At 73.6% G+C, this 22,813-nt stretch carries 22 protein-coding genes, 1 pseudogene and 1 riboswitch; of the genes and pseudogenes, 6 read left to right on the forward strand and 17 right to left on the reverse strand.

What is annotated here, in order from left to right:
- Positions 1–29 precede the first annotated feature (29 nt).
- Positions 30–105, reverse strand: a riboswitch (cobalamin riboswitch).
- 53 nt (positions 106–158) lie between these two features.
- From AD017_RS01585 to AD017_RS01605, 5 genes are read right to left on the reverse strand one after another with little or no spacing between them, the layout of a single operon-like run.
- Positions 159–764 carry a hypothetical protein gene (locus tag AD017_RS01585; RefSeq protein ID WP_060572429.1) on the reverse strand — a complete coding sequence of 202 codons (606 nt, stop codon included), beginning with the start codon at positions 762–764 and terminating at the stop codon, positions 159–161.
- Positions 765–780: 16 nt separating this feature from the next.
- Entirely contained in the window at positions 781–2,100 is a 1,320-nt protein-coding gene (locus AD017_RS01590) for an MFS transporter (protein ID WP_010225973.1), read from the reverse strand.
- 38 nt (positions 2,101–2,138) lie between these two features.
- A complete protein-coding gene (locus tag AD017_RS01595) occupies positions 2,139–2,669 on the reverse strand; it encodes a 3-isopropylmalate dehydratase (protein ID WP_060572431.1) in 531 nt (176 codons plus the stop codon).
- A complete protein-coding gene (locus AD017_RS01600) occupies positions 2,666–3,934 on the reverse strand; it encodes an aconitase family protein (protein WP_170918152.1) in 1,269 nt (422 codons plus the stop codon). The genes AD017_RS01595 and AD017_RS01600 overlap by 4 nt, the downstream gene beginning before the upstream one ends.
- Before the next feature lie 2 nt (positions 3,935–3,936).
- Positions 3,937–4,788 (reverse strand): oxaloacetate decarboxylase, encoded by an 852-nt coding sequence (locus AD017_RS01605; protein ID WP_202968821.1) that lies wholly within the window; start codon positions 4,786–4,788, stop codon positions 3,937–3,939.
- Positions 4,789–4,942: 154 nt separating this feature from the next.
- Between AD017_RS01605 and AD017_RS01610 the strand changes: the two genes are divergently transcribed.
- Positions 4,943–5,713, forward strand: coding sequence for an IclR family transcriptional regulator (locus AD017_RS01610; RefSeq protein ID WP_227012633.1), 771 nt, complete (start codon positions 4,943–4,945; stop codon positions 5,711–5,713).
- 13 nt (positions 5,714–5,726) lie between these two features.
- On the opposite strand, the gene AD017_RS34275 is transcribed toward AD017_RS01610, so the two are convergent.
- Both AD017_RS34275 and AD017_RS37305 read right to left on the reverse strand, forming a co-directional pair.
- Positions 5,727–6,494 (reverse strand): CdaR family transcriptional regulator, encoded by a 768-nt coding sequence (locus AD017_RS34275; RefSeq protein WP_060572433.1) that lies wholly within the window; start codon positions 6,492–6,494, stop codon positions 5,727–5,729.
- A 466-nt stretch (positions 6,495–6,960) separates the two neighbouring features.
- Positions 6,961–7,296, reverse strand: a pseudogene (locus tag AD017_RS37305) (PucR family transcriptional regulator ligand-binding domain-containing protein); the annotation flags it as partial.
- A gap of 79 nt (positions 7,297–7,375) precedes the next feature.
- On the opposite strand from AD017_RS37305, the gene speB reads away from it, so the two are divergent.
- Together speB and AD017_RS01630 are read left to right on the forward strand one after the other, a co-directional pair.
- Complete coding sequence (gene speB / locus AD017_RS01625) at positions 7,376–8,317, forward strand: agmatinase (protein ID WP_060572437.1); 942 nt, start codon at positions 7,376–7,378, stop codon at positions 8,315–8,317.
- An 8-nt stretch (positions 8,318–8,325) separates the two neighbouring features.
- The gene (locus AD017_RS01630) at positions 8,326–9,753 is read left to right on the forward strand and encodes a sodium:solute symporter (protein WP_060572439.1); all 1,428 of its coding nucleotides are present in this window, start codon (positions 8,326–8,328) and stop codon (positions 9,751–9,753) included.
- Here the strand turns inward: AD017_RS01630 and AD017_RS35115 are convergent.
- The 7 genes from AD017_RS35115 to AD017_RS01660 all read right to left on the reverse strand — a co-directional run bounded on the left by AD017_RS35115 (position 9,735) and on the right by AD017_RS01660 (position 16,609).
- Positions 9,735–9,905, reverse strand: coding sequence for a hypothetical protein (locus AD017_RS35115; protein WP_168170485.1), 171 nt, complete (start codon positions 9,903–9,905; stop codon positions 9,735–9,737). The two genes, AD017_RS01630 and AD017_RS35115, sit on opposite strands and share 19 nt — an antisense overlap.
- A gap of 141 nt (positions 9,906–10,046) precedes the next feature.
- On the reverse strand, positions 10,047–11,312 hold the full coding sequence (locus tag AD017_RS01635) for an HNH endonuclease signature motif containing protein (protein ID WP_060572441.1): 1,266 nt from the start codon (positions 11,310–11,312) through the stop codon (positions 10,047–10,049).
- Positions 11,313–11,409: 97 nt separating this feature from the next.
- Positions 11,410–12,477, reverse strand: coding sequence for an ABC transporter ATP-binding protein (locus AD017_RS01640; RefSeq protein ID WP_060572443.1), 1,068 nt, complete (start codon positions 12,475–12,477; stop codon positions 11,410–11,412).
- Positions 12,465–13,352, reverse strand: a complete 888-nt coding sequence (locus tag AD017_RS01645; RefSeq protein ID WP_060572445.1) for a nitrilase-related carbon-nitrogen hydrolase — start codon at positions 13,350–13,352, stop codon at positions 12,465–12,467. The genes AD017_RS01640 and AD017_RS01645 overlap by 13 nt, the downstream gene beginning before the upstream one ends.
- Positions 13,353–13,365: 13 nt before the next feature.
- Positions 13,366–14,532, reverse strand: a complete 1,167-nt coding sequence (locus tag AD017_RS01650; RefSeq protein WP_010223865.1) for a hypothetical protein — start codon at positions 14,530–14,532, stop codon at positions 13,366–13,368.
- A 27-nt stretch (positions 14,533–14,559) separates the two neighbouring features.
- The gene (locus AD017_RS01655; protein ID WP_010223863.1) at positions 14,560–15,555 is read right to left on the reverse strand and encodes an ester cyclase; all 996 of its coding nucleotides are present in this window, start codon (positions 15,553–15,555) and stop codon (positions 14,560–14,562) included.
- Between the two features lie 94 nt (positions 15,556–15,649).
- The gene (locus AD017_RS01660; protein WP_168172837.1) at positions 15,650–16,609 is read right to left on the reverse strand and encodes a LacI family DNA-binding transcriptional regulator; all 960 of its coding nucleotides are present in this window, start codon (positions 16,607–16,609) and stop codon (positions 15,650–15,652) included.
- 159 nt (positions 16,610–16,768) lie between these two features.
- Here AD017_RS01660 and hisD point away from each other — a divergent pair, with 159 nt between their 5' ends.
- The 3 genes from hisD to AD017_RS01675 are packed head-to-tail and all read left to right on the forward strand — an operon-like array spanning position 16,769 to position 19,718.
- Positions 16,769–18,100, forward strand: coding sequence for a histidinol dehydrogenase (hisD, locus tag AD017_RS01665; RefSeq protein WP_060572447.1), 1,332 nt, complete (start codon positions 16,769–16,771; stop codon positions 18,098–18,100).
- Complete coding sequence (locus tag AD017_RS01670; protein WP_060572449.1) at positions 18,097–18,858, forward strand: SDR family NAD(P)-dependent oxidoreductase; 762 nt, start codon at positions 18,097–18,099, stop codon at positions 18,856–18,858. Before hisD ends, AD017_RS01670 begins: the two co-directional genes overlap by 4 nt.
- Positions 18,855–19,718: an HpcH/HpaI aldolase/citrate lyase family protein gene (locus AD017_RS01675; RefSeq protein WP_060572451.1), complete on the forward strand. Its 864-nt coding sequence runs from the start codon at positions 18,855–18,857 to the stop codon at positions 19,716–19,718. The genes AD017_RS01670 and AD017_RS01675 overlap by 4 nt, the downstream gene beginning before the upstream one ends.
- A gap of 603 nt (positions 19,719–20,321) precedes the next feature.
- Here AD017_RS01675 and AD017_RS01680 read toward each other — a convergent pair.
- From AD017_RS01680 to AD017_RS01690, 3 genes are read right to left on the reverse strand one after another with little or no spacing between them, the layout of a single operon-like run.
- Complete coding sequence (locus tag AD017_RS01680) at positions 20,322–21,002, reverse strand: alpha/beta fold hydrolase (RefSeq protein ID WP_060572453.1); 681 nt, start codon at positions 21,000–21,002, stop codon at positions 20,322–20,324.
- Between the two features lie 26 nt (positions 21,003–21,028).
- Complete coding sequence (locus AD017_RS01685) at positions 21,029–21,925, reverse strand: carbohydrate ABC transporter permease (RefSeq protein ID WP_060572455.1); 897 nt, start codon at positions 21,923–21,925, stop codon at positions 21,029–21,031.
- On the reverse strand, positions 21,922–22,788 hold the full coding sequence (locus tag AD017_RS01690) for a carbohydrate ABC transporter permease (RefSeq protein WP_010236306.1): 867 nt from the start codon (positions 22,786–22,788) through the stop codon (positions 21,922–21,924). The genes AD017_RS01685 and AD017_RS01690 overlap by 4 nt, the downstream gene beginning before the upstream one ends.
- Positions 22,789–22,813: the final 25 nt, after the last annotated feature.

The following is a 22,813-nucleotide window of genomic DNA, read 5'->3' on the forward strand; positions in this document are numbered from 1 at the left end:
CGGGTGGAGGTGGGCGCGGCGGGCAGGCGCAGTGTCTGGCTCCCCTCCCCCGGAGGGCGAGGGCTCACAGTGGCGGGACCGCGCCGGACTCGCGCCGGCTTCCTGCGGACCCGTCCGCCGTCTTCGGTTGTCGGATCACCTTCACGGGCGGGCTCACGTCACGTCAAGGCACGCTCGACCAGGGTGGTGATCCGCACGTGCGACGGGCAGGCGGGCGCCGAACCGAACCCGAACCGCACCGCCGGGACGACGGGTGCGAGGCCGCCGAGGTCCACGCCGTCCCAGCGGACGACGGCGGCCGCGATCCGGTGCAGGTCGCGGGCTCCGTAGTACTCGCGGCGCCCACCACCCGCGCTGCCGACGGTCCGCACACCCGGCTGGACGCGGCGGGCCAGCGGGTCGATCGCCCGCAGCCAGTACCGGTTCACGGCGACCGGCCCGGGCACGGCCGCCAGCAGCAGACCGAGCGGCGGGCGCGGGCCGACCCGCCAGGCGACCTCCAGCGGGCCGGCGACGACCTGGCGCCGGTCGCCACGCACGGTGTGGGTCACCGGGACCACCCGGACCTCGTCGAACGTGTAGGTGGCGGACACGAACGCCGCGACGTCGCCGGAGGGCGCCAGCAGCGTCCGGGTGCCGCCGGCGTCCTCCGTCATCACGTCGGTGAAGGACCCGAGCGGGGACCGTGGCCAGTGCCCGACCACGATCCGCCGCCCCTCCTGCGTGCCGAGTCCGGAGATCCAGCCGTCGAACCGGTCGATCATGGCTCCGGTGTACCCGCTACACCGGCAGGCGCTCCCGGCCGGTCTCGCGCAGCGTCAGGACGGTGACGACGCCGACGAGCGCGACGCCCAGCACCCAGAACGCGGGCGACATCGGGTTCCCGGTGCTCTGCACGAGCTGCGCGGACACGTACGGGGCCGTGCCACCGGCGAGGATCGTGCCGATGTTGAAGCCCAGCGCGACGCCGGTGTAGCGGACGCGACGCGGGAACAGCTCCGTGAACTGCGGGAACGCCGGGACCTGGGCGAGACCGTTGACCGCCATGTAGACGACGTAGACCAGCGTCACCACCACGATGCTCGACGTCGCCCCGAGCAGCGCGAACGCCGGCCAGGCGATCACCAGGTAGAGCGCGTAGGCCGACAGCAGCACGGGCTTGCGGCCGAACCGGTCGGTGAGCATGCCCGCCAGCGGGTAGGTGGCGCAGGCCAGCGCGATGCCGATCGCCGATGCCCAGTACACCGCCTGCTTGTCGAACCCCTGGGTCTGGATCAGGTAGGTGCTGAAGTACGTGAGGCCGACGTAGCCGGTCCCGTTCATCGCGATCGCGATGCCGACCACCCGCAGCACCGCACCGGGCCGCTCCCGGACCACGCTGAGCAGCGGGCTGCGCACGACCTCCTTGCGCTCGGCCATCGACTCGAACTCGGCGGTGTCCTCCAGCTTGACCCGCACCCACAGGCAGACGACCGCGAGCGGGACGGCGATCAGGAACGGGATCCGCCAGCCCCAGGCGGACATCTGCTCGGGTGTCGTGAACGCGGTGACCAGGCCGACGACGGCGGCGGCGACCGAGAACCCGAGCGTCGAGCCGACCGGGGTGAGAGAGCCGTAGAGGCCGCGCTTCCCGGGTGGCGCGGACTCGGCGACGTAGGTCGCCGCGCCGCCGATCTCGCCACCGGCGGAGAACCCCTGCGCGAGGCGGACCAGCACGAGCAGGACCGGGGCGAGGACGCCGGCCGTCGCGAAGTCCGGCAGCAGGCCGAGGACACCGGAGAAGACGCCCATCGTGACGACGGTGACGACGAGCGCGTGCTTGCGTCCGCGACGGTCGCCGAGGCGGCCGAAGAACCAGCCGCCGATCGGGCGCATGACGTAGGCGGACCCGAACACGGCGAGCGTGAGCAGGATGGAGACCCCGGGCTCGTCGCTGGGGAAGAACAGCGGGCCGAGGGTGACGGCGAGGAAGGCGTAGACGCTGAAGTCGTAGTACTCGATCAGCGTTCCCACGCCGCCGGCGAGGGCGGCCCGGCGGGCGGAGAGGGTGGACGGCGGCGCGGAGGTCCCGGCGCCGGGCGGCGAGGTCGTCTCGGACACGTGTGCTCCAGATCGGCAGTGATCGAGGTGGTGGGGTGTCAGGTGCGCGCGTGCTCGGCGAGCAGCAGCTTCAACGAGCCGCCCGCCTCGATGACCCGGGCGACCCGCTCGGCGGGCGGGGTGCCCTGCAGCGTCCGGCCGCCGGCCAGGGTGACGGCGGCGGCACGCCAGTCGAGGCTCAGGTCGTCGCCGGTGGCCACGGCGGCGGTGATGCCGGGGACCGTGATCAGCGGCATCCCGTTGTAGGTCTCACCGCGCCAGAACCCGGGCGAGAACGACTCGGCGAGCACCGCGGCGATGCCGAGGTCGCGCAGCGCGACCATCGGCGGGTAGTGCGGGTGGCCGTAGCCGAAGTTCCGGCCGCCGACGATCACGTCGCCGGGCCGGACCCGGTCGGCGAAGCCCGGGTCGTAGGCCTGCATGACGACGCCGCGGAGGAACGCGGCGTCGTAGGACTTGATGTTCTCGACGCCGGTCACGAGGTCGATGTCGAAGTCGTCGCCGAACACCCAGGCCACGCGGCCGGTGATCACGTCGGGCGGCGGCGGGTAGTCGCGCTTCGCGCTCACCGGTCCGTCCCCTCCCCGGCGGCGGTGATGCTGCCGGCGACGGCGCTGGCGGCGACCGTCGACGCCGATCCCATGTAGATGTTGGCGGCGGTGCTGCCCATCCGGCCGGAGATGTTGAGGACGCCGGTGGAGATGCAGTTCTCCTCGGGCTGCAACGGCTTCTGATAGCCGAAACAGAAGTCGCAGCTCGACCGGGCGATCTGTGCCCCGGCCGCGCGGAGCACGTCGAGCAGGCCCTCGTCCTCGGCCTGCCGGTGCACCGCCTCCGAGGTCGGGACGACGTTCAGCTCGACGCCGGGCGCGACGCGGCGGCCGTCGAGGACGAGCGCGGCCGCCCGGATGTCCTCGATCCGGCCCGACGCGCAGGAGCCGATGAACGCCTTGGTCACCGCGGTCCCGTCGAGGTCGGCGGCGTCGCGAGTGTGCGCGGAACGGGCCGAGCCGGGCAGGACCACCTGCGGTGTGATCGTCGACAGGTCGTAGTGGTGGACGGCCCGGTACTCCGCGTCCGGGTCCGGCGACTGCGGCACGAGATCCGTGGCGCCGGTCCGGCGGGCGTACTCCAGTGCCGCCTCGTCCGGTTCGAACACCGCCGACACCGCGCCGGTGAACATCGCCATGCCGCACAGGCCCTGCCGCTGGTCGATCGGCATCGCCCGGGCGCCCGGCCCGCCGAACTCCATCACCTGGTGCGCGCAGCCGTCGGCGCCGTGGTCGCCGATGATGCGGTGCACCAGGTCCCGGCTGTCGACGCCGGGCCGGAACTCCCCGGTCAGCTCGAACCGGGTCGTGGCCGGGACGTCGAGGAAGATCTGCCCGGAGACCCACGCCTCCAGCAGGTCGCGGCGCACGCCCCAGCCGAGCGCGCCGAACGCGCCCGCCCCGGAGACGTGCCCGTCGAAGTGGACGAGGAAGTTACCGGGCCGGGCGTAGCCGAGCTCGGCCATCACCTGGTGCCCGATCCCGCGGGCCTCGTGCAGGGCGATCCCGTAGTACTCGCACCAGTCCCGCGTGACCTGGTGGACCTCCTGCTCGCGGGCGTCGCCGCGGGTGAGCATGTGGTCGATGAAGACGACGTAGCGCTCCGGCTCGGCGAGCTCGCGGATGCCGAAGTCGTCGTGCATCTGCCGGAACATCACGTCGGTGTAGCCGGGGAAGTCGTACGCGATCATGTGGTCGGGGCGCACCGGCAGGTTCTCCCCGGCCCGCACCGACTCCACCCCCGCGGCCCGGGCGAGGATCTTCTCGGTGATCGTCGATCCCATCGTCACACCGCCGCGGGCAGGTAGGCGTGCTGCTGGCGCTCGATCTCGTCCATCCCGATCAGGCCGACGAAGTCGTGGTGCCCCATGCCGTCGGCGCTCACCGACGCCGGCGGCTCGCCCGCGGCCAGGCGCTGCAGGCAGCGCTGCGCGGCCCCGGTGACGGCCATCAGCACCTGGGTCGGCAGCAGCGCGAGCCGGACCCCGACCTGCTCCATGACCTCCGGGGTGAACTCGCGCTCGGTCCACGCCGAGGCCGTGAGGGTCGCCGTCAGCGGGACGCCGGCGACCTCCCGGCAGCGGGCCCACTCCTCGACCGTGGAGAACGTCTTCGTCACCGGCATGATCATGTCGGCACCGGCCTCCACGTACGCCTCGGCCCTCCGGAGTGCGTCCTCGCCCTGCGCGTCGGTGCGGGCGATGACGATCATGTCGCCGGCCGCGTCCTTCACCGCCCGGACCTTGCCCGCGGCCTCCGCGACGTCGACGAGATCGACCGCGGCCCCCGGGATCAGCGGGCAGCGCTTCGGGGAGCGCTGGTCCTCCATGAACACCGCGGCCACCCCGGCGTCGGCGAACCGGCGCGCGGTCCGGGCCGCGTTGACCGCGTTGCCGTAGCCGGTGTCGATGTCGGCGACCACCGGCAGGGTGCTGGCCTCCCGCACGGTGCGCACGGCCTGCAGGTTCTCCGACATCGTGTACAGCTCCGCGTCCGGGTAGCCGAGCGCCGCGGAGATCGCGAAGCCGGACGCACACAGCGCTCCGAAGCCGGCCTGCTCGGCCAGCCGTGCGGTCAGCCCGTCCCAGACACCGGGGGCCCGGACGAGTTCCGTCGAGATCATCTCGCGCAGTTCCACTGATCACCTCTCTGTGTATCGTGATGCGATACGCGTTCCGAAAATGTGGCCGGAGGAGAGGCGATGTGTCAAGACGTCGGCAGCGAGCGGGCAGCACCGATCGACGAGCCGCTCGATAACCTGAGGCCCCGACGACACGACCAGTGAGGTGACCGTGGCCGGTGAGAGCCGGGAGACCGTCGGCTCGGTGCTGCGGGCCTGCCGTCTGCTCGAACACTTCGGCGCCGACCGCCCGGTGATCACCCTCGCCGAGCTGACGGCCGCGAGCGGGCTGAACAAGCCGACCGTGCACCGGCTGATGACCTCGTTCGTCGAGGCCGGGTGGGTGCACCGCGACGCGGCGGGGGCCTACCGGATCCGGATGCCGGTCTTCGCCGTCGGCGCCGCCGCGCTGGCCGAGTTCGACCTGCGCACCGAGGCGCGACCCGCCCTGGAGGAGCTCGCCGCCCGGTTCGGTGACACCGCGTTCCTGATGGTGCCCGCCGACGCGGGAGCGGTCTGCATCGACCGCGTCGAGGGCGGGAAGCCGCTGGTCGTTGCCGGTATCGGGATCGGGACGGTGCTGCCGTACCACGCGGCGGCGGCGCCGGTCGTGATGGCGGCGTTCGATCCGGCGCTGCGCGAGCGGGTGCTCGGTGGCGAGCTACGGGCCTTCACCGGTTCCACGCACGTCGACCCGGCGGAGCTGGCCGCGCACCTCGACGAGGCCCGGGCGAGCGGGATCGCGGTGAGCCGGGACGACTACCTGGGCGGGGTGTCGGCGGTCGCCGCGCCGATCCTCGGGGCGGACGGCGCGCTCGTCGCGACCGTCAGCCTCGGCGGGCGCAGCGAGGACTTCACCGGCCCCGACGGCGAGGCGCGGGCCGCCGCGGTCGCGGAGGCCGGGCGGGGGCTCAGCACGACGATCGGCGCCCGGCCGGCCTGATCCGCGGGCTCGGTCAGGGGGCCCCGGCACGGCCGAGGTCGCGGGCCCGCAGCGCCAGCCACAGCTCGTGCCGGTCCTGCGCGGACCCGAGCCGCCGCCCGCTCACCCCCTCGGCGGTCTCGATCCGGTTCCGCACGGTGTGCCGGTGCACGCCCAGCGCCGACGCGGTGGCCGCCCAGTGCCCGTTGTGCTCGACGAACGCGGCGACCGCCCGCAGGAGCTCCGCACCCCGCGGGTCGGCGTCGAACGGACCGAGGACGGCGTCGGCGAACGCGCGCAGCCGGTCGTGGTCGAGCAGGGCGAGCAGCATCCGGCTGGACGCGACGTCGTCGGCGTGCGCCGGCCGCCCCGTCAGCCGGGCGACCGGCAGCGCCGAGCGGGCCTGCCGCAGCGACACCGCCAGCGCCCCGGGCCGCACGGCGATCCCGATCCCGGCCGGGCGGTGCGCGGCGAGCGCGCCGAGCACGGCGACCAGGTCCACGCCGGCCGGCGCCGCGAGCTCCACCCGCCCGTCGGCGTCCCCGGGGTCGGCGGGGCCGGGGACGACCCTGACCAGGGCGTCCGGCAGGACGGCCGCGAGGTCGGCGGCGAGCTCGCCCGGCCGTGGGGCGGCGACGACCGCGGCACGCAGCGGCGTCTCGGGCAGCCCGGCGGCGGCGAGCCGGCGTCCGGCGACGTCGTCGTCGACCACGCCGCGGTCCAGGGTGGCGAGCAGCCGTTCCCGGCCCCGGCGGGCGGCCGCGTCCAGGCCGAGCCGCCGTTCCAGTTCCAGGGACAGCAACGAGACGAGGTCGCCGGTGACCTTGGTGGGAGTGCGGGCCGGTGGCCGGGCCGTCGATCAGCAGCAGCGCCCGGATCCGGCGGGAACCCAGCGGGTGCACCTCGCGCCGGCGCACGTCGTCGGCGCCGGGGACCGGGCCGACCTCGACCGCGGCGCCGAGCAGCCCCTGCCGGCGGACGGTGCCGATCGTCGGTCCCAGCTCGGCGGCCAGCTCCGCCGCACCCTCCACCGGCGCGGCGGCGAGCACCCGGCCGAGGAGGTCCACCACCACCGCCGACCGTCCGGTCGTCGCCGCGTGCACCGCCAGCACCGGCTCCGCCCCGCCCGGGCTGACGGCCGCGGCGGTCAGCGCCCGCTGGGTGCGGAGCGCCCACTGGAGGCGGGTGCGCTCGGCCGCGTCCCGGTGCGCGAACACCGCCTTGGTGACGGCGACGAAGGGGACGCCGTCGGGGACGGACAGCAGCGGCAGCCCGGTGCGGCGCGCCGCCGTGACCAGCGCGGGCGGCGTCCGCCGGTGCGGCAGGCCGGTGCCGAGACCGACCGCCAGCGCGACGACGCCGTGCGCCCGCAGGTGCCGCGCGTAGGTGGTGAGGTCGTCGGCGCTCGTCGGCAGCAGGAACCCGACGGTCAGCAGCAGCTCCCCGCCCTCCAGCCAGACGCCCGGTTCGACCAGCTCCGACACCGCCGCCGCGGACACCGCCAGATCGAGGTCGGTCTCCTCGACCGCCGCCCGGCCCAGCCGCAGGGCCGGATCGTCCAGCAGGGTCACCCCGGCCGGAGGCATGGACGTCATGTCGAGCATGATCGCGCCGGGTTCGACGTTCTGTCACTTCTGCCGGGCCGGTCCGGGGAGGACGGTGTGCGGAACCCGAGGAGGTCCGATGCCCGTCGGCCCCGTGGACGCCAGCGCCGTCCCCCGTTTCGCAGGCCCCACCACCTTCGCCCGGCTCCCCCGGATCGACGAGGTGGAGCGCGCCGACGTGACCGTGCTGGGACTGCCGTTCGACACCGGCGTCTCCTACCGGCCGGGTGCCCGGTTCGGCCCCGCGCACGTGCGGGCGTCGTCGAAGCTGCTGCGGCCCTACCACCCGCCGCTGCGGGTCTCCCCGTTCGCGGCGCAGCAGGTCGCCGACGCCGGCGACCTGGGGATCAACCCGTTCGACATCGGCGAGGCGATCGCGACGATCGAGCAGGCCGCCGACCGGCTGCGTGCCGGCGGCTCCACGCTGCTCGCCCTCGGCGGGGACCACACCGTCGCGCTCCCCCTGCTGCGCTCGGTGGCCCGCACCCACGGCCCGGTCGCCGTCGTGCACTTCGACGCGCACCTCGACACCTGGGACACCTACTTCGGCGCGGACATCACCCACGGGACGCCGTTCCGCAACGCGGCCGAGGAGGGCCTGCTCGACCCGCAGCGCTGCCTGCACGTCGGGATCCGCGGGCCGCTCTACGGCGAGCACGACCTCACCGACGACGAGGTCCTCGGCTTCCAGGTGATCGGCACCGACGCGTTCCAGACCGACGGCGTCCCGGCCGTCGTCGAGCGGATGCGACGGCGGCTGGGCACCGGCCCGGTCTACGTCTCGGTCGACGTCGACGTCCTCGACCCGGCGCACGCGCCCGGCACCGGCACCCCGGAGGCGGGTGGTCTGACCACCCGGGAGCTGCTGCACGTGCTGCGGTCCCTGGTCGGGGTGGACGTCGTCGGGGCCGACGTCGTCGAGGTCGCCCCGGCGTACGACCACGCCGAGATCACCGGGATCGCCGCGGCGCACGTCGCCTACGAGCTGCTGTCCGTGCTGGCCGCCAACCGGAAGGGCTGATCCGGGACATGGACATCGCCGTCGTCGTCCTCTACCTGGCCGCGATGATCGCCTTCGGGTTCTGGGGGCGGCGCCGCACCCGGGACCGCAGCGACTTCCTCGTCGCGGGCCGGCGGCTCGGGCCGTGGCTGTACTCGGGGACGATGGCCGCCGTCGTCCTCGGTGGAGCTTCCACCATCGGCGGGGTCGGGCTCGGTTACGAGTACGGGATCTCCGGGATGTGGCTGGTCGTCGCCATCGGCAGCGGGATCCTGGTGCTGTCGCTGCTGTTCTCGGCGCGGATCCAGCGGCTGGGCGTGTTCACCGTCGGCCAGATGCTGGAGCTCCGCTACGGCTCCGGCCTGGGCGCGCCCGCCGGGATCGTGATGTGGGCGTACACCCTGATGCTGGCGGTGACGTCGACGATCGCCTACGCGACGATCTTCGGGGTGCTGCTGGACCTGCCGCGGGTGCCGTCGATCCTGATCGGCGGGGCCGTGGTGGTGGTCTACTCCACGCTCGGCGGGATGTGGTCGGTGACGCTCACCGACTTCGTCCAGTTCCTGATCAAGACGGTCGGGATCTTCCTGGTCCTGCTGCCGGTGGTGCTGTGGCGGGCAGGCGGGTGGGACGGCCTCGCCGCCGCGGTCCCGGCCGACGCCCTGTCGCTCACCTCCATCGGCGGCGGCACCATCGTCACCTACTTCGTCACCTACGGCTTCGGGCTGCTGATCGGCCAGGACATCTGGCAGCGCGTGTTCACCGCCCGCTCCCCCGCCGTCGCCCACTGGGCCGGGACCGGGGCGGGCCTGTACTGCCTGGCCTACGGCGTCGCGGGCGCGCTGATCGGGACGGCCGCGCAGGTGATCGTCCCCGGCCTCGCCGAGCGGGACGACGCGTTCGCCGCGATCGTCGAGGCAGCGATGCCCCCGGTCGCCGCCGGCCTGGTGCTCGCCGCGGCGCTGTCCGCGGTCATGTCGACCTCCAGCGGCGCGCTGCTGGCGACCGCGACCGTGTTCAACCAGGACCTGGTCGGCCGGTTCCGCCGCCCGTCCGGCGACGACGAACTCGCCGGGAACCGGTGGGCGGTCGCCGGGTTCGGGGTGGTGATGATCGCGGTGTCCTGCCTGCTCCAGGAAGTCGTCGCTGCACTCACCCTCGCCTACGGGATCCTCGTCGGCGGTCTGCTGGTGCCGGTGCTCGGCGGGCTCGTGTGGCGGCGCGCCACCCGCGCCGGGGCACTGGCCGCGATGGCGACCGGGACCGTCGCGACACTCGGGACGATGCTGGCCCTCGGCGATCTCTACGCGAACGAGCCGGTGTTCGCCGGGATCGGGTCGGGGCTGGTCGTGTTCGTCGTGGTGTCCCTGCTGACCCGGCCGACCGGCGACGACGTCCGGGCCGAGTGGGAGCGCCGCAGCGGGCGGACGCGGGTGGGTCAGCCGGACTCGGGATGACGCGGACGCCCGTCGTCGATCGTCAGCCCGTCCGGGGTGGCGAGGAGCTCGACCGAGCCGTGGTCCGGCCGGCCGAGTCCGGTCCACCGTTCGCACGCACGCTCGACGGCGTCACCTGCCCGCAGGTGCGGGAGTCGCCCGTCGTCGTGCATCCGCCGGCGAGTACGAACTCGGGGTGGCGAGCGGCATTGACCACCGGGACCACGCGACGTGTCGCGGAAGCGGCGGTGACGCTGTCGCCACTGACATGGCGAGATCGGTAGAACCGGCACGACCGACTCCCCCGTCGTCCTTCAACCGGGTGCGAGGTAGGTGTGCCCGGTCGGGGTCGTGGTCCGCACCCCGCCGTCCGGCCCGCGGGCGACGCGCCAGCCGGCTTGTTCGCGGACGTGGTTGTGGAACTCGCACACCCCGCGCCCGTTGTCGAGCTCGGTCGCCCCGCCCTCGGCATCCCGGTGGATGTGGTCGATGTGGCGTACCGGGGCGTCGCAGTACGGCTCGGTGCACCGGTTCCCCGCCCGCGCCCGCACCAGCCGGGCGAGGAGCCCGGTGAAGGTGCGCTGGCGGGAGTCCCCGCCGATCACGACTCCGTCGGAGGTGACCAGGCGGCGCAGGGTCTTCCTCCCCTCGCTCGTGGCCAGGAGGTCGACCGGGACCGGGCCGTGGCCGGGGACCTCCGCCGGGAGTGGCGAGTCCGGGTCCAGCAGCGCCTCGATCGGGACGACGACCTGGACCTCGACGTCCACATCGGTCGCGATCGCCTGTCCGGTGAGGCGCTCGACGAGCGTGTCGGCCATGACCTGCCCGCGGGTCCGGGTCAGTGGTGCGGGGTTCACCGACACCTCGGTGAAGGCCTTGTTCAGGGCGGCCAGACATGCCACGCCCTGCTCGACCGGCAGGTACGCGGTCAGATACGTCATCGCATCCGGTGCCGGGCGCAGCGTCACCCGCCGCTCGGCGCGGGCGGACTCGACCCGGGCGAGGAACTTCCCCGGCGCCACCTCGGCGGCGAACTTGCGTACGAGGTCCTGCAACCGCCGGATCCCGAGCCGGGTCAGATCGTGGGCGGCCAGGCGGATATCCACTGCGGCGCGTTCGGCGCGGTCCAGATCCGAACAGGCGGTCACCACCGCCGTCACCTTCGCCGCGCTCAACTCACCGGCGCCGAACAGCCCACGCACATGATCGAGACCGTCGTGCAGGTCCCGAGCTGTACTTACCCGGCGCCGCGCCTCGGTCGGTGAGACCCGGCAGGCCAACCCGACCTGCGCGACCACACCCCGCTGCAGCCGATCCGGATCCGTCCGCCCGGCCGTGATGCCGTTCTCCACATGGAGCCGGGCGAACGCCCGCACCCGGGTCGCCTGCAACGCCGCGAGGGAGTGCTGCACCGACTCCAGCTGCTGGATCTGGTCGATCAACTCCGCTTCGGAGACACCGGACAAGTCGTCGTGCGCGGCCTGCTCCGCGGCCAACTGGACCAGCGCCAGATCGACCTGCGGGAACCCCGGATCCCCGGCAGGGAGGCCGGTGCGTGGAGGTTCCTGGACCGCGGTCATGTCGTCGATCGTACTCGAACACATGTTCGAATCGCTAGTAGTCGTTCGCCCCCCATCCCACCGACGACGGCGGGCCGGCCCGGTGCACGCGGCGGGATCAGCCCAGCCGCAGCCCGTCCGCGCCGAACAGGTGCGTGCGCTCAGGATCCGGCACCAGGTGCACGGTGCCACCCCGGGCCGGGGGACGGCGCCCGTCGACCCGGGTCACCAGCTCGTGCTCGGCGCCGTCGATCCGCGTGCGGCCGTAGACGTAGGCGTCGGCACCGAGCTCCTCGACGAGGTCGACCTCCAGCGGGAGGCCCTCGTCGGCGAGCTTCAGGTCCTCCGGCCGGACACCGACGGTCACACGCTCCCCGGCCCCGGCCAGCAGGTCCCGCTCCACCGGCACCGGAACGTCGCCGAGCCGGATCCCGTCGCCCGTCACCGGCACGGTCAGCAGGTTCATCGCCGGAGACCCGATGAAGCCGGCGACGAACACGTCCGCCGGGCGGTCGTAGAGCTCACCGGGCGGGGCGCACTGGTGCAGCAGCCCGTCCTTCAGGACGGCGACCCGGTCCCCCATCGTCATGGCCTCGACCTGGTCGTGGGTGACGTAGACGGTGGTGACGCCGAGCCGCCGCTGCAGCGACGCGATCTGGGTGCGGGTCTGGACGCGCAGCTTGGCGTCCAGGTTGGACAGCGGCTCGTCCATCAGGAACACCTGCGGCTGGCGCACGATCGCGCGGCCCATGGCGACCCGCTGGCGCTGGCCGCCGGACAGCGCCTTCGGCTTGCGGTCGAGGTACTGCTCGAGATCGAGGATCCGCGCCGCCTCGGCGACCCGGCGGGCGATCTCCGCCTTCGGCGTCCCCGCGATCTTCAGCGCGAACCCCATGTTGTCGGCGACCGACATGTGCGGATACAGCGCGTAGTTCTGGAACACCATCGCGATGTCGCGTTCCTTGGGTGCGACACCGGTGACGTCGCGGTCCCCGATCCGGATCCGGCCGCCGTCGATGTCCTCCAGGCCGGCGAGCATCCGCAGCGAGGTGGTCTTGCCGCAGCCGGACGGCCCGACGAGTACCAGGAACTCGCCGTCGGCGATCTCGAGGTCGAGGGCGTCGACGGCAGCCCGGGGGGATCCCGGGTACCGACGGGTCACCGCGTCGTAGGTCACGCCGGCCATGGTGGTGCTCCTTCCGGAGGGGGGACGGTCTCGCGGTACAGCTCGGGCCTGCGGTCGCGCAGGGCGTGGTTGTGCGGGCCGAGGCGCTTGTCCCGCGCCCCGGCCGGGTCGAGCCGGGCGTACAGCACGCCGGGCTCCCCCGGCGGTGGTCCGCCGGGTCCGGCGAGCAGGTGGCCGTCGGCCCCGCAGACGACGCCGGCGCCGAACCAGGCGACGCCGCGTTCGGTGCCGCAGCGGTCGGCGGCGACGACGTGCACCCGGTAGGCCCCGGCGGCCGCCCGGACCTTGGCGACCTCCAGCGGGTGCTGGCCGTCCGGGGTGGGCCGCCACGGCCAGTTCACCGGTGCGGCGACGATCTCGGCGCCGGCCTCGGCCGCGGCCCGCACCCACTCCGGGAACTCCAGGTCGTAGCAGACCATCGGGGCGATCCGCCCGGCCGCGGTCGCGACCACCGGCGGCGGGGCGTCGCCGGGCGAGAACAGCTCCGCCTCCCGGTCCCACAGGTGGACCTTCCGGTAGGCGGCGCGCAGCTCACCCCCCTCGACGACGACGGCGCTCGAGTACACCCGCCCGTCCGGTGCGAGCTCGGCCAGCCCGGCGACGAGCACGCAGCCCAGCTCCGCGGTCAGCCGCGCGAACCGTCCGACGGTGGGCCCGTCCAGCGGTTCGGCGGCCGCGCGCGCCTCGGCCGCGTCGGTGAAGGCGTAGCCGCAGACCGCGAGCTCCGGCAGCACGACGAGCCGGGTCCCGCCCGCGACCGCCTCGCGCACGCGGCGCTCGGCGATCGCAGGGTCGGGGCGGTCGATCCGGGCCGGGATCCGGCACGCGGCGACCGTGACCGGGCCGGTCGGTCGCTCCGTGGTCGCCGCGTCCATCGGTGCCGGGCCCTCAGTCGTCCTCGGTCGCGAACGCGAGGACGGCCGCGGGGGCGAGGTAGCCGTCGGCGTCGAGCATCCGGCCGCGCTCCCGCGCGCCGGCGACGACGTCGTCGCTCCACTCCGGACGGACCCGCCCGTCGCCACCGGTGACGACCAGCAGCTCGCCGGTGCCGGACGTCGCGGACCGGCCCGGGCCGGCGTCGAGCAGGCGGACCGAGCGCCACGCACCGGGCGGGACCGACACGGTGTCCAGCGGTCCGATCTCGACGGTGCGCTCGTCGTCACCGGTGTTGAGGGTGACGGCCCAGCGCCCGGCCTTCGCGGTGAGGACCTGGGTCGCGTCGTGCCGGTGGGTGAGCACGCCCTCCCCCGGCTCGGCGCGCAGCCAGGCCAGGCTGAAGCCGTGCGGCTCGGCGAGCCGGGGCACGGCGGTGCGGCTCTCGACCGTGCCGTACCCGATCACCGGGCTGAGCTCGGCGGCCCCGCCCGGCACCCGCGAGCAGAGGTAGGGCTCGTCGACCCAGGTGCGGTCGGCCTCGTGCACGACGCGGCCGCGGAACTGCTCCGCGGTGTAGACGTCGAGCTTGTCGATCTCGGCCTGGGCCATCGGCCGGATCAGCGCGACGTCGTCGGGGACCTCGTCGCCCGCCACCGTGTCGATCAGCCGGTTGTCGGCGGTGAGGTAGAGCCCGTGCCCGGCCGCGTTCTCCAGGACGGTCGGGCCCCAGATGATGCCGCCGGTGTCGTCGCGGCCCAGGACGGTGAGCAGGATGCCCTCGTCCGGGCCCTCGTTGGTGAAGCCGCGGAAGATCCACGGCGGCACCGAGACGATGTCGCCGTCGACGCTGCGGTACTCGCCCTGGGTGCCGTCCGGCCCCCACCGCAGCAGGTAGTCGCCACCGAAGTTGATGAACACCTCGGCCGTGAAGTGCAGGTGCAGGCTGTTCGTGGTGCCGTTCGGCATGCCCGCGGCACCGAGGTTGAACCCGTGCGGCTCGCGCAGGTTCACGTGCTGCGACGCGTTCTGGGTGACGCCGGGGCCGATGAAGGAGTAGTTGTCCTTCCGGTCGGACCCGGGCGTGCGGCAGTCGATGAAGGCTGCCTTGCACGGGACCCAGTCGGCGTGCCGGACGGTGCGCCGGACGATCTCGTCCGGGCCGACCACCGTGTCGTGCATGTCAGTGCTCCCGATCGTGACGTGTGGTCAGTAGATGTTGGTGTCGGTGAACTCGTCGGTGCGGCCGGCGTTGATCTGGGCGCGCAGCGCGATCTCGTCGTAGACCCGGAACTCCTTGACGATCCGGCCGTCCTGGACCAGGAACTGCGAGATGCCGAGCAGCTCGGTCTCCTCGCCGGTGAGCGGGCCGAAGTCGGGGGTGCCGCGGTAGGTCCCGCGCATCACCCAGGTCACGGCGACCCTCAGGCCGGCGTAGCGCTCGGTGTGGTTGGTCTGCACGTCGCGGATCTCGAACCGGGCGTCCGGGAACGGGGCGACGAGGGAGAGCAGGTCGCGCTGGTAGCCGTCCGGGCGCAGCACGGTCTGGTCGCCGACGGTGTGCAGGAACAGGTCGCGGTGCGCGTAGTCGGCGACCTTCTGGTAGCGCCGGGAGTTCCAGACCTCGTCGATGAACTCCAGCACCATCTCGCACTCCGGCCGGAAGTCGTCCGGGCGCGGGCCGCTGTCCCCGACCGCGAGCACGTCCTTCGGGGGCTCCTCGGTCATCGAGCCCTGAAATCCGCGGAAGCGCTGCGCGAGCGCCGCCTCGGCCGGGTCGATCCCCATCTGCAGGCAGTTCGCGAGCTCGTCGCGCACCACCCACTCCTCCACCATCCGGCCGCGCCGGTAGAGGCAGTTGGCGATGTTGCGCTTGCGGATCCGCTTCACGACGCCGTCGACGAGGATCTCGTCGGCCGAGAAGATCAGGTGGGAGCTGAGGAACGCGTCGTCGCCGCGCGCCTCCCACACGACGTCCTCGGCGACGCCGATGTGCTGCGGGGTGCCCGCGATCCGCATCAGGCTGCCGTCGATGACGCCGTCGCGGCCGATGACGGTGCCGAGACCGCCGTGGACGATCGAGTCCGGCTCGTAGTTGTCGACGATGTAGGACACGTCGCGCTGGACCCAGATCCGGTCGGTCACCTCCCGGATGAAGTCGTCCGGGTCGTTGTAGGGCTGGTACGCGACCGGGTCGAGCGCCATGGTCGTCCTTCCTCGCTGGAGTCCGTTCCCGATCGACTGTATGCGTATGCACAACGCCGGGCAAGGGCTCCGCGGGGATTTCCGCGGGGATCGCTCAGGCCCGGGGCTCGGCCACCGTGGAGCGGGCGACGTAGTGCGTCGGGTAGACGACGTGCGCCGGCTCCGCACCCGGGGCGCGCAGCCGGGACACCAGCAGCCGCGCCGACTCGCGGGCGACCTCGTCCATGTCGTAGGCGATGGTGCTCAGCCGGACCATCGCCCAGCCGGAGACGGGCAGGTCGTCGAACCCGACGACCGAGACGTGCCCGGGCACCGGGACGCCGGCCCCGGCGGCCGCGTCGAGCACGCCGTGCGCGACGACGTCGTTGCCGCACAGCAGGAGGGTCGGCCCGCCCGCCCGCTCGTGCAGCGTGCGGAAGCCCTCCCGGCCGGTGGCGAAGTCGAACGGGCCGTGCAGGACGTCGCGCTGGGCCAGCGCCAGCCCGTGCTCGTCGAGAACGGTGCGGACGACCTGTTCGCGCAGCTCACCGGTACTGGTGTTGCGCGGGCCGAAGATCGCGCCGATCCGGGTGTGCCCGAGCCGCACGGCCTCGGCGACGACCGCGCGCACCCCGGGCTCCGGGTCGACGGTCACGGCGTCGGCCGGGACGCTCGGCGCCGTGCGGTTGAGGTAGACGAACGGCACCTCGCGGTCCCGCAGCCGGGCGGGCTGGATCGAGTCGACGGTCGTCGTGGACAGGACGACGCCGGCCAGCCCGTGCGCCGACACCCGCTCCGCCAGCGGGGCACTGCCCGCCGACTCGGTGATCAGCACGAGCTCGCGGTCGAGCCGCTCCAGCTCGTCGTGCAGCGGGCCGATCATGTTGGCGTAGAACTGGTTGTCCAGGTCCGCCACGACCAGGCCGATCCGGTTCGACCGGCCCACCGACAGTGCCCGGCCGATCGCGTTCGTCGAGTACCCGAGCGCGAGCGCCGCCTCGCGGACCTTGCGCTTGGTCGCCGCCGAGACCCGCGGATGGTCGGTCAGTGCCCGCGACACCGTCGGTTGCGACACCCCTGCGAGCCTCGCCACGTCGCGACTGGTGACCATCTCCGCCCTTCCTGCGCCGGCCGTCGAGCCTAGTGCCCGGCGACCCGCCCCCTTGACAGCGGCGCGCCGCCACCGTTCACTGCGGAATCACAGCGCATACGTATGCTACCAAGAGAGGGCGGTATGTCGCAGGAACTCAAGAGCGCGTCGGGATCGGTCACGAGGCGCAGCGACGACGGTGTCGCGGAGCGGGTCCGGGCGATCATCGCCGACGTCCGGGACCGCGGGGACGAGGCCGTGCGGGAGTACTCGGCCCGGTTCGACGGCTGGGAGCCCGAGTCGTTCCGGCTCTCGCCGGAGCGGGTCGACGAGCTGATCGCCTCGCTCCCGGGGCAGGTCGTCGACGACATCCGGTTCGTGCAGGACCAGGTGCGGGGCTTCGCCCGCGCCCAGCGGGACTCGATGCACGACGTCGAGGTCGAGACGCTGCCCGGCGTCGTCCTCGGGCACCGGCACGTGCCGGTCGCCTCGGCGGGCGCCTACGTGCCCGGCGGGCGCTACCCGCTGACCGCGTCGGCCCACATGACGATCGTGACCGCCAAGGCCGCCGGGGTGCCGAACGTCGTCGCCGCCACCCCGCCGATCCGCGGTGAGATCCCGGCGGCCACGGTCGCGGCGATGCACCTCGCCGGTGCCGACGAGATCCACCTCCTCGGCGGGGTGCAGGCGGTGGCCGCGATGGCGCTGGGCACGAAGTCCGTGTCCGGGGTGGACATGCTGGCCGGACCGGGCAACGCCTACGTCGCGGAGGCCAAGCGGCAGCTCTTCGGCGAGGTCGGCATCGACCTGTTCGCCGGCCCGACGGAGATCCTGGTGATCGCCGACGACACCGCGGACCCGCTGACCGTCGCCGTCGACCTGCTCTCGCAGGCCGAGCACGGCCCGGACTCCCCCGCCGTGCTGGTCACGACCTCCGAGCGGCTCGGCCGCGAGGTCCTCGACCTCGTCGGGAGGATCCTGCCGGGGATGCCCACGAACGACATGGCCGGGCCCGCCTGGCGCGACCACGGCCGGATCGTGGTCTGCGACGACGCCGACGAGATGTGGCGGGTCGCCGACGACCTGGCGTCCGAGCACGTGCAGGTGTTCACCGCCGAGCCGCGCGAGGCGCTGGACCGGATGCGGAACTACGGTGCGCTGTTCCTCGGCGAGAACACCTGCGTCTCCTACGGCGACAAGGTGATCGGCACCAACCACGTGCTGCCCACCCTCGGTGCGGCCCGCTACACCGGCGGGCTGTGGGTCGGGAAGTACCTGAAGACCTGCACCTACCAGGAGGTCCGCGACCCGGCGGCGAGCGCCGACCTCGGCCGGGTGTGCGGGCGGGCGTCGCGGGTCGAGCTGTTCGAGGGCCACGCCCGCTCCGGTGACCTGCGCGCCTGGCGTCACGGCGGCGACCGGTTCGCCTGGCTCGACGAGGTCACCGCCACCCCGTCCCCGGTGGCCGGGTCGTGAGCGGGCCGGTCACGGGGCGCACCGCGCTGGTGACCGGCGGCGGCAGCGGGCTGGGTGCGGCGATCGCGTCGCACCTGGCCCGGGCCGGCGCCCGGGTCGTGCTGGCCGGGCGGCGCGCGGACGTCCTGGAGGCCACCGCGGCCCGGATCGGTCCCGCCGCGCGGGCGGAGGTGTGCGACGTCGCCGACCCTGCGTCGGTCGAGGACCTCGCCGCCCGGCTGGCCGGCGAGGAGATCTCGATCGTCGTGAACAACGCCGGGATCGCCGGGCCGGTCGCGCCGCTGGTCGAGGTCACGCCCGAGGAGTGGGACGAGGTGTTCGCCGTCAACGTCCGCGGCACCTACCTCGTCTGCCGCGCGTTCCTGCCCGCGATGCTCGACCGGGGCGACGGCGACGTGATCAACGTGGCGTCGGTGTCGGGCAAGCGGCCGCTGACCCGGCGGACGCCGTACTGCGCGTCGAAGACGGCGGTGCTCGGCCTGACCTCGACGCTCGCCTTCGAGGCCGGTCCGGCCGGGGTCCGGGTGAACGCACTGTCCCCCGGGCCGGTCGAGGGCGATCGGATGGACCGCAACTTCGCCCTCGAGGCGGAGCGGACCGGGACCGACGTCGAGACGGCCCGGCAGGCGTTCGTCGGGCGCGCCGCGCTCGGCCGGATGATCACCGAGGACGAGGTCGGTGCGTCGGTCGTCGCGATGCTCGGGATGCCGGGCCTGTCCGGCGCCGACGTCGACCTGTCCGCGGGGATGATCGCGTGAGGGCCCGGGTCGCTGCCGGGGAACGGCTCACCGGCGCCCTGGTCCGGATGCCGTGCGAGGAGATCGTCGAGATGCTCGCCGTCGCCGGCCTGGACTTCGTGCTGATCGACTGCGAGCACGGCCCGGCCGACGTCGGGATGCTGCGCACGCACATCGCCTTCGCCGACGCGCACGGTCTCCCCGTGCTCGTCCGGCCCGGGGAGGACGAGCACCACCTCGCCCAGCGGGCACTCGACCAGGGCGCCCGGGGGATCGTCGCACCGCACGTCGAGGACGTCGCGCAGGCGACCGCGCTCGCCGGCGCGCTGCGGTACCCGCCGCACGGGACGCGTGGCTTCGCGACGTACCCGCGGGCGGGCCGGTTCGGCAGCGTGACCCCCGACGAGCACCGGGCGTCCGCCGACGACGTCCTGGTCCTGGCGATGCTCGAGTCACCGGGCGCGATCAGCCGGGCCGGCGAGATCGTCGGGGTGGACGGGATCGACGGTTACCTGGTCGGCGTCGCCGACCTGGGGGCGTCCCGGACCGACGCGGATCCGACGGTCGCCGAGCTGCTCGCGACGGTCAACGGCGATCCGGCGGTCCACGGCTCCGCGGGCACTGCCGGGGCCCCCGCACCGGAGCGTGGCGCGGCCGGGGACTCGGAGCGAGGCTCGGGGCAGGGCTCAGGGCAGGGCTCGGAGCAGGGCTCGGAGCGAGGCACGGTCCGGGAATCCGGGCGTGGTGCGGTCCGCGCCGATCTGGCGGGCTCGGCGGAGGCGGCGGCGCAGTCGTTCGCCGACGGGGCGCAGCTCGTCGCCTACAACCTGACCGCGGTGATGATGGCGTCGTTCCGCGGACTCGCCGCAGCAAAGGACTGACCAGCCCACGTCCCGGCACCCCGTGCCCGGCCGGCGCACCCCGTGCCGGGTCGACGCACCCGTCGCGTGGGGTGCGCGGCCCGGTGACGGGGTGCGTCGGCGCATCGACGTCCGGCTCGCGCCGCGTTCCGCGGAACGCGGCGGGGCTCCGGGTCGGCGGGTCGGCCGGGTCAGCCGGGTCGGCGGGGACGGTCGTGGGCCTGGCGCGCCTCATGCACGGGCGTCGCGACGGGAACGGGCATCGGCGCCTCCACGATCCGGCACCGGCGCGATCCGGCACCGCCGTGACCGGCACCGCCACGACCGGCACGTCGACGAGCCGGTCGGGACTGTCACCGCCCGTCACGTACCGGGTGCTCCCGACTGGTGCATCCGGGAAAGTCGCTTACCTGGGCAGCGATCTCCCGAAAGGGACCTGACGACGGCTCGGCCCGTGCGACTCGTGGCCCGTTCCGCGGCCGTGCGACTCGTGGCCACGTCCATGGCCCTGCGCCGGGCGGCGACGACCCGCTCGTGCGCCTCGTTGACACGTCCCGCTTCGTCCCGAGTCGCCGCGCCGGCCTGCGCTGGGCGAGCCCACAGCACCGGGTGGGCGCGGCGGGCTCAGTGTGCCCCGGCGCCGGCCTGCGCCCGCACCTCGTCCAGCCACCCGCCCATCAGGCCCGCGACGGTGTCCGGCTCCTCCATCGGCAGCAGGTGCCCGGCGCCGGGCACCACGTGCAGGTCCGCCCCGGGGACCAGCGACGCGATCTCGGTGTGCCGCTCGACCGGGCAGAGCCGGTCCCGCTCCCCCGCCAGCACCAGGGTGGGGACCGCCACCGACCGGAGCCCCGGGCGCTCGTCGATCCGGGTGCCCTGCAACCGGAGCTGGGCCGCGAGCGCGCGCTCCCCGACCTCGTCGGCCATCTGCAGGGCACGGTCGTCCAGGGTGCGGTCCGCCAGCAGGAGGTCGAGCAGCTGGAGCTCCCGGGCGGTGGCGCCGTCGTCGAGACGCGTGAGCTGGGCGGCCCAGGCGGCGCGCTGCCCGTCGGTCGGCGGGCCCGCGTTCGTCGCGAGCAGGCAGAGCCCGGCGACCCGCTCCGGGGCCCGCCGGGTCAGCGCCATCGCGACGATCCCGCCGAGGCTCAGGCCGGCGAGGGCGAACCGGTCCGGGAGGACGTCGAGCAGCGCGTCGACCTGGGCGTCGATGCCGGTCCGGTCGAGCTCCGCGTGCACGGCACCGGCGCCGGCCGGGCCCCACATCCCGGCCGAGCAGTTCATGCCCGGCAGCAGGACGAGCGGCACGGCCGGCGACGGTGATCCCGGCACGCTCAGCCCTTCACCGACCCGGCGCCGAGGCCGGCGACCAGGTAGCGCTGGGCGATGAAGGCGAAGCCGATCACCGGGAGCGTCAGCAGGACCGCGGCGGCACCGGCCTGCTGGAGCATCGGCAGCGTCTGCCCGAGCTGGGTGGCGATGAAGACCGGCACCGTTCTGGCCGCGACGTCGGTCAGCACGTTCGCCGTCAGGTACTCCTGGAAGGCGAACAGGAACATGAAGATCCCCGCGGTCAGGATCCCCGGCCCCATCAGCGGCACCATCACCCGCCAGAGGATCTGGAAGCGGCTGCAGCCGTCCAGCATCGCCGCCTCGTCGAGCTCCTTCGGGATCTCGGCGAAGAAGTTGCGCAGCAACCAGATCGAGAACGGCTGGTTGATCGCCACCAGCGCCGCGGCGACCGCGAACGTGGTGTCGTAGATGCCGAGCGCCCGGGAGAGGTCGTACATCGGGAGCACCACGGCGAACCGCGGCAGCGCCCGGAAGATCAGGGCCGCGATCAGCAGCGCCACCGAGACCCAGCCGGGGAACCGGGACAGCGCGTAGGCCGCCGGGATGCCGATGACCAGCGCGATCACCGTGCTGATCACGGCGACGACCACGGTGTTCAGCAGGTACTTGTGGAACTCGGTGGTCTGCCACAGGTCGACGAACGCGGTGAACGTCGGCGCCCAGGTGAACACCGGCGGATCCAGGAACGCGACGTCGGTCGGCTTGGTGACCGACATCGCCGTCCAGATCACCGGGCTGAGCATCACCCAGCAGATCAGGAGCACCATGCCCCCGACCAGGACGGCGCGCCCGCGGGGGCGGCGCCGGACGGGTTCGGGACCGGGGTCGGCGATCGGCCCGGAGGGTGTCGCAGGCGGGGCGGTCTGCACGGTGCTCACTGGCGCGCCTCCTTGGCCATGTCCCGGATGAAGGGCGAGAGCAGCAGCACGATCAGGAGGATCAGCAGCACGTTGATCGCGCTCCCGAGCCCCAGCTGCTGGCCGCCGTCCTGGAACGCGATGTTGTAGATGTAGAGCATGATCGACTCGTTGCCGATCTGCGGTGCCTGCGGGGAGAGCGGTATCAGCTGGTCGAACGTCCGCAGCACGTCCATGATCGAGATGATCGAGACGAACGTGAGCACGCCCCGGATGCTCGGGACGATGACGTGCCAGTGCACCCGCCAGCCGGTGGCACCGTCGATCCGGGCGGCCTCGACGACCTCCGGCGGGACCCCCTGGAGCCCGGCGAGGATCACCAGCATCGCGAACGGGAGCATGAACCAGACGGTGTTGAGTCCGACCATGACCCGGTTCGCCCAGGGATCGGTGAACCAGAGGATCTCCTGCCCGGTGAGCTCGGTGATCAGGTAGTTGACGACGCCACCGAAGTTGGAGTCGAACAGCCAGGAGAACATCGTGGCGCCGACGACGTTCGGGACCACGTAGGACACCAGCAGCACGCCCAGCACCCACGGGCGCGAGCGGCCGAGCCCGTTCACCAGGACGGCGAGCAGGTAGCCGCCGACGAGCAGCACCGCGATCACCGCCGCAGTGAGGCCGACGGTGAACAGCACCGCCCGGCCGAGCCGGGGGTCGGACAGGGCCTGGGCGTAGTTGTCCAGGCCGAGGAACGTGCCGGGCTCGCCGTAGTTCACCCGCTGCAGGCTCCACTCCACGGTCTTGTAGAGCGGGAACAGCAGCAGGCCGAGCATCACCAGCAGGCTCGGGGAGACCAGACCGAGGAACTCGCGCCTCCGCATGATCGCCTCACCTCGCTCTCGTGGG

Origin of the sequence: Pseudonocardia sp. EC080619-01 (genome assembly GCF_001420995.1) — a bacterium.
In the GTDB taxonomy this organism is placed as follows: domain Bacteria; phylum Actinomycetota; class Actinomycetes; order Mycobacteriales; family Pseudonocardiaceae; genus Pseudonocardia.

Bases quoted from the DNA above. Each gene is read 5' to 3' on its own strand.
- AD017_RS01585 (WP_060572429.1), bottom strand. From the start codon at position 764: ATGATCGACCGGTTCGACGGCTGGATCTCCGGACTCGGCACGCAGGAG.
- AD017_RS01630 (WP_060572439.1), top strand. From the start codon at position 8,326: ATGGACATCGCCGTCGTCGTCCTCTACCTGGCCGCGATGATCGCCTTC.
- AD017_RS01690 (WP_010236306.1), bottom strand. From the start codon at position 22,788: ATGCGGAGGCGCGAGTTCCTCGGTCTGGTCTCCCCGAGCCTGCTGGTG.
- AD017_RS35115 (WP_168170485.1), bottom strand. From the start codon at position 9,905: ATGCACGACGACGGGCGACTCCCGCACCTGCGGGCAGGTGACGCCGTC.
- AD017_RS01650 (WP_010223865.1), bottom strand. From the start codon at position 14,532: ATGCACGACACGGTGGTCGGCCCGGACGAGATCGTCCGGCGCACCGTC.
- AD017_RS01635 (WP_060572441.1), bottom strand. From the start codon at position 11,312: ATGACCGCGGTCCAGGAACCTCCACGCACCGGCCTCCCTGCCGGGGAT.
- AD017_RS01640 (WP_060572443.1), bottom strand. From the start codon at position 12,477: ATGGCCGGCGTGACCTACGACGCGGTGACCCGTCGGTACCCGGGATCC.
- AD017_RS01645 (WP_060572445.1), bottom strand. From the start codon at position 13,352: ATGGACGCGGCGACCACGGAGCGACCGACCGGCCCGGTCACGGTCGCC.
- AD017_RS01655 (WP_010223863.1), bottom strand. From the start codon at position 15,555: ATGGCGCTCGACCCGGTCGCGTACCAGCCCTACAACGACCCGGACGAC.
- hisD (WP_060572447.1), top strand. From the start codon at position 16,769: ATGTCGCAGGAACTCAAGAGCGCGTCGGGATCGGTCACGAGGCGCAGC.
- speB (WP_060572437.1), top strand. From the start codon at position 7,376: ATGCCCGTCGGCCCCGTGGACGCCAGCGCCGTCCCCCGTTTCGCAGGC.
- AD017_RS01600 (WP_170918152.1), bottom strand. From the start codon at position 3,934: ATGGGATCGACGATCACCGAGAAGATCCTCGCCCGGGCCGCGGGGGTG.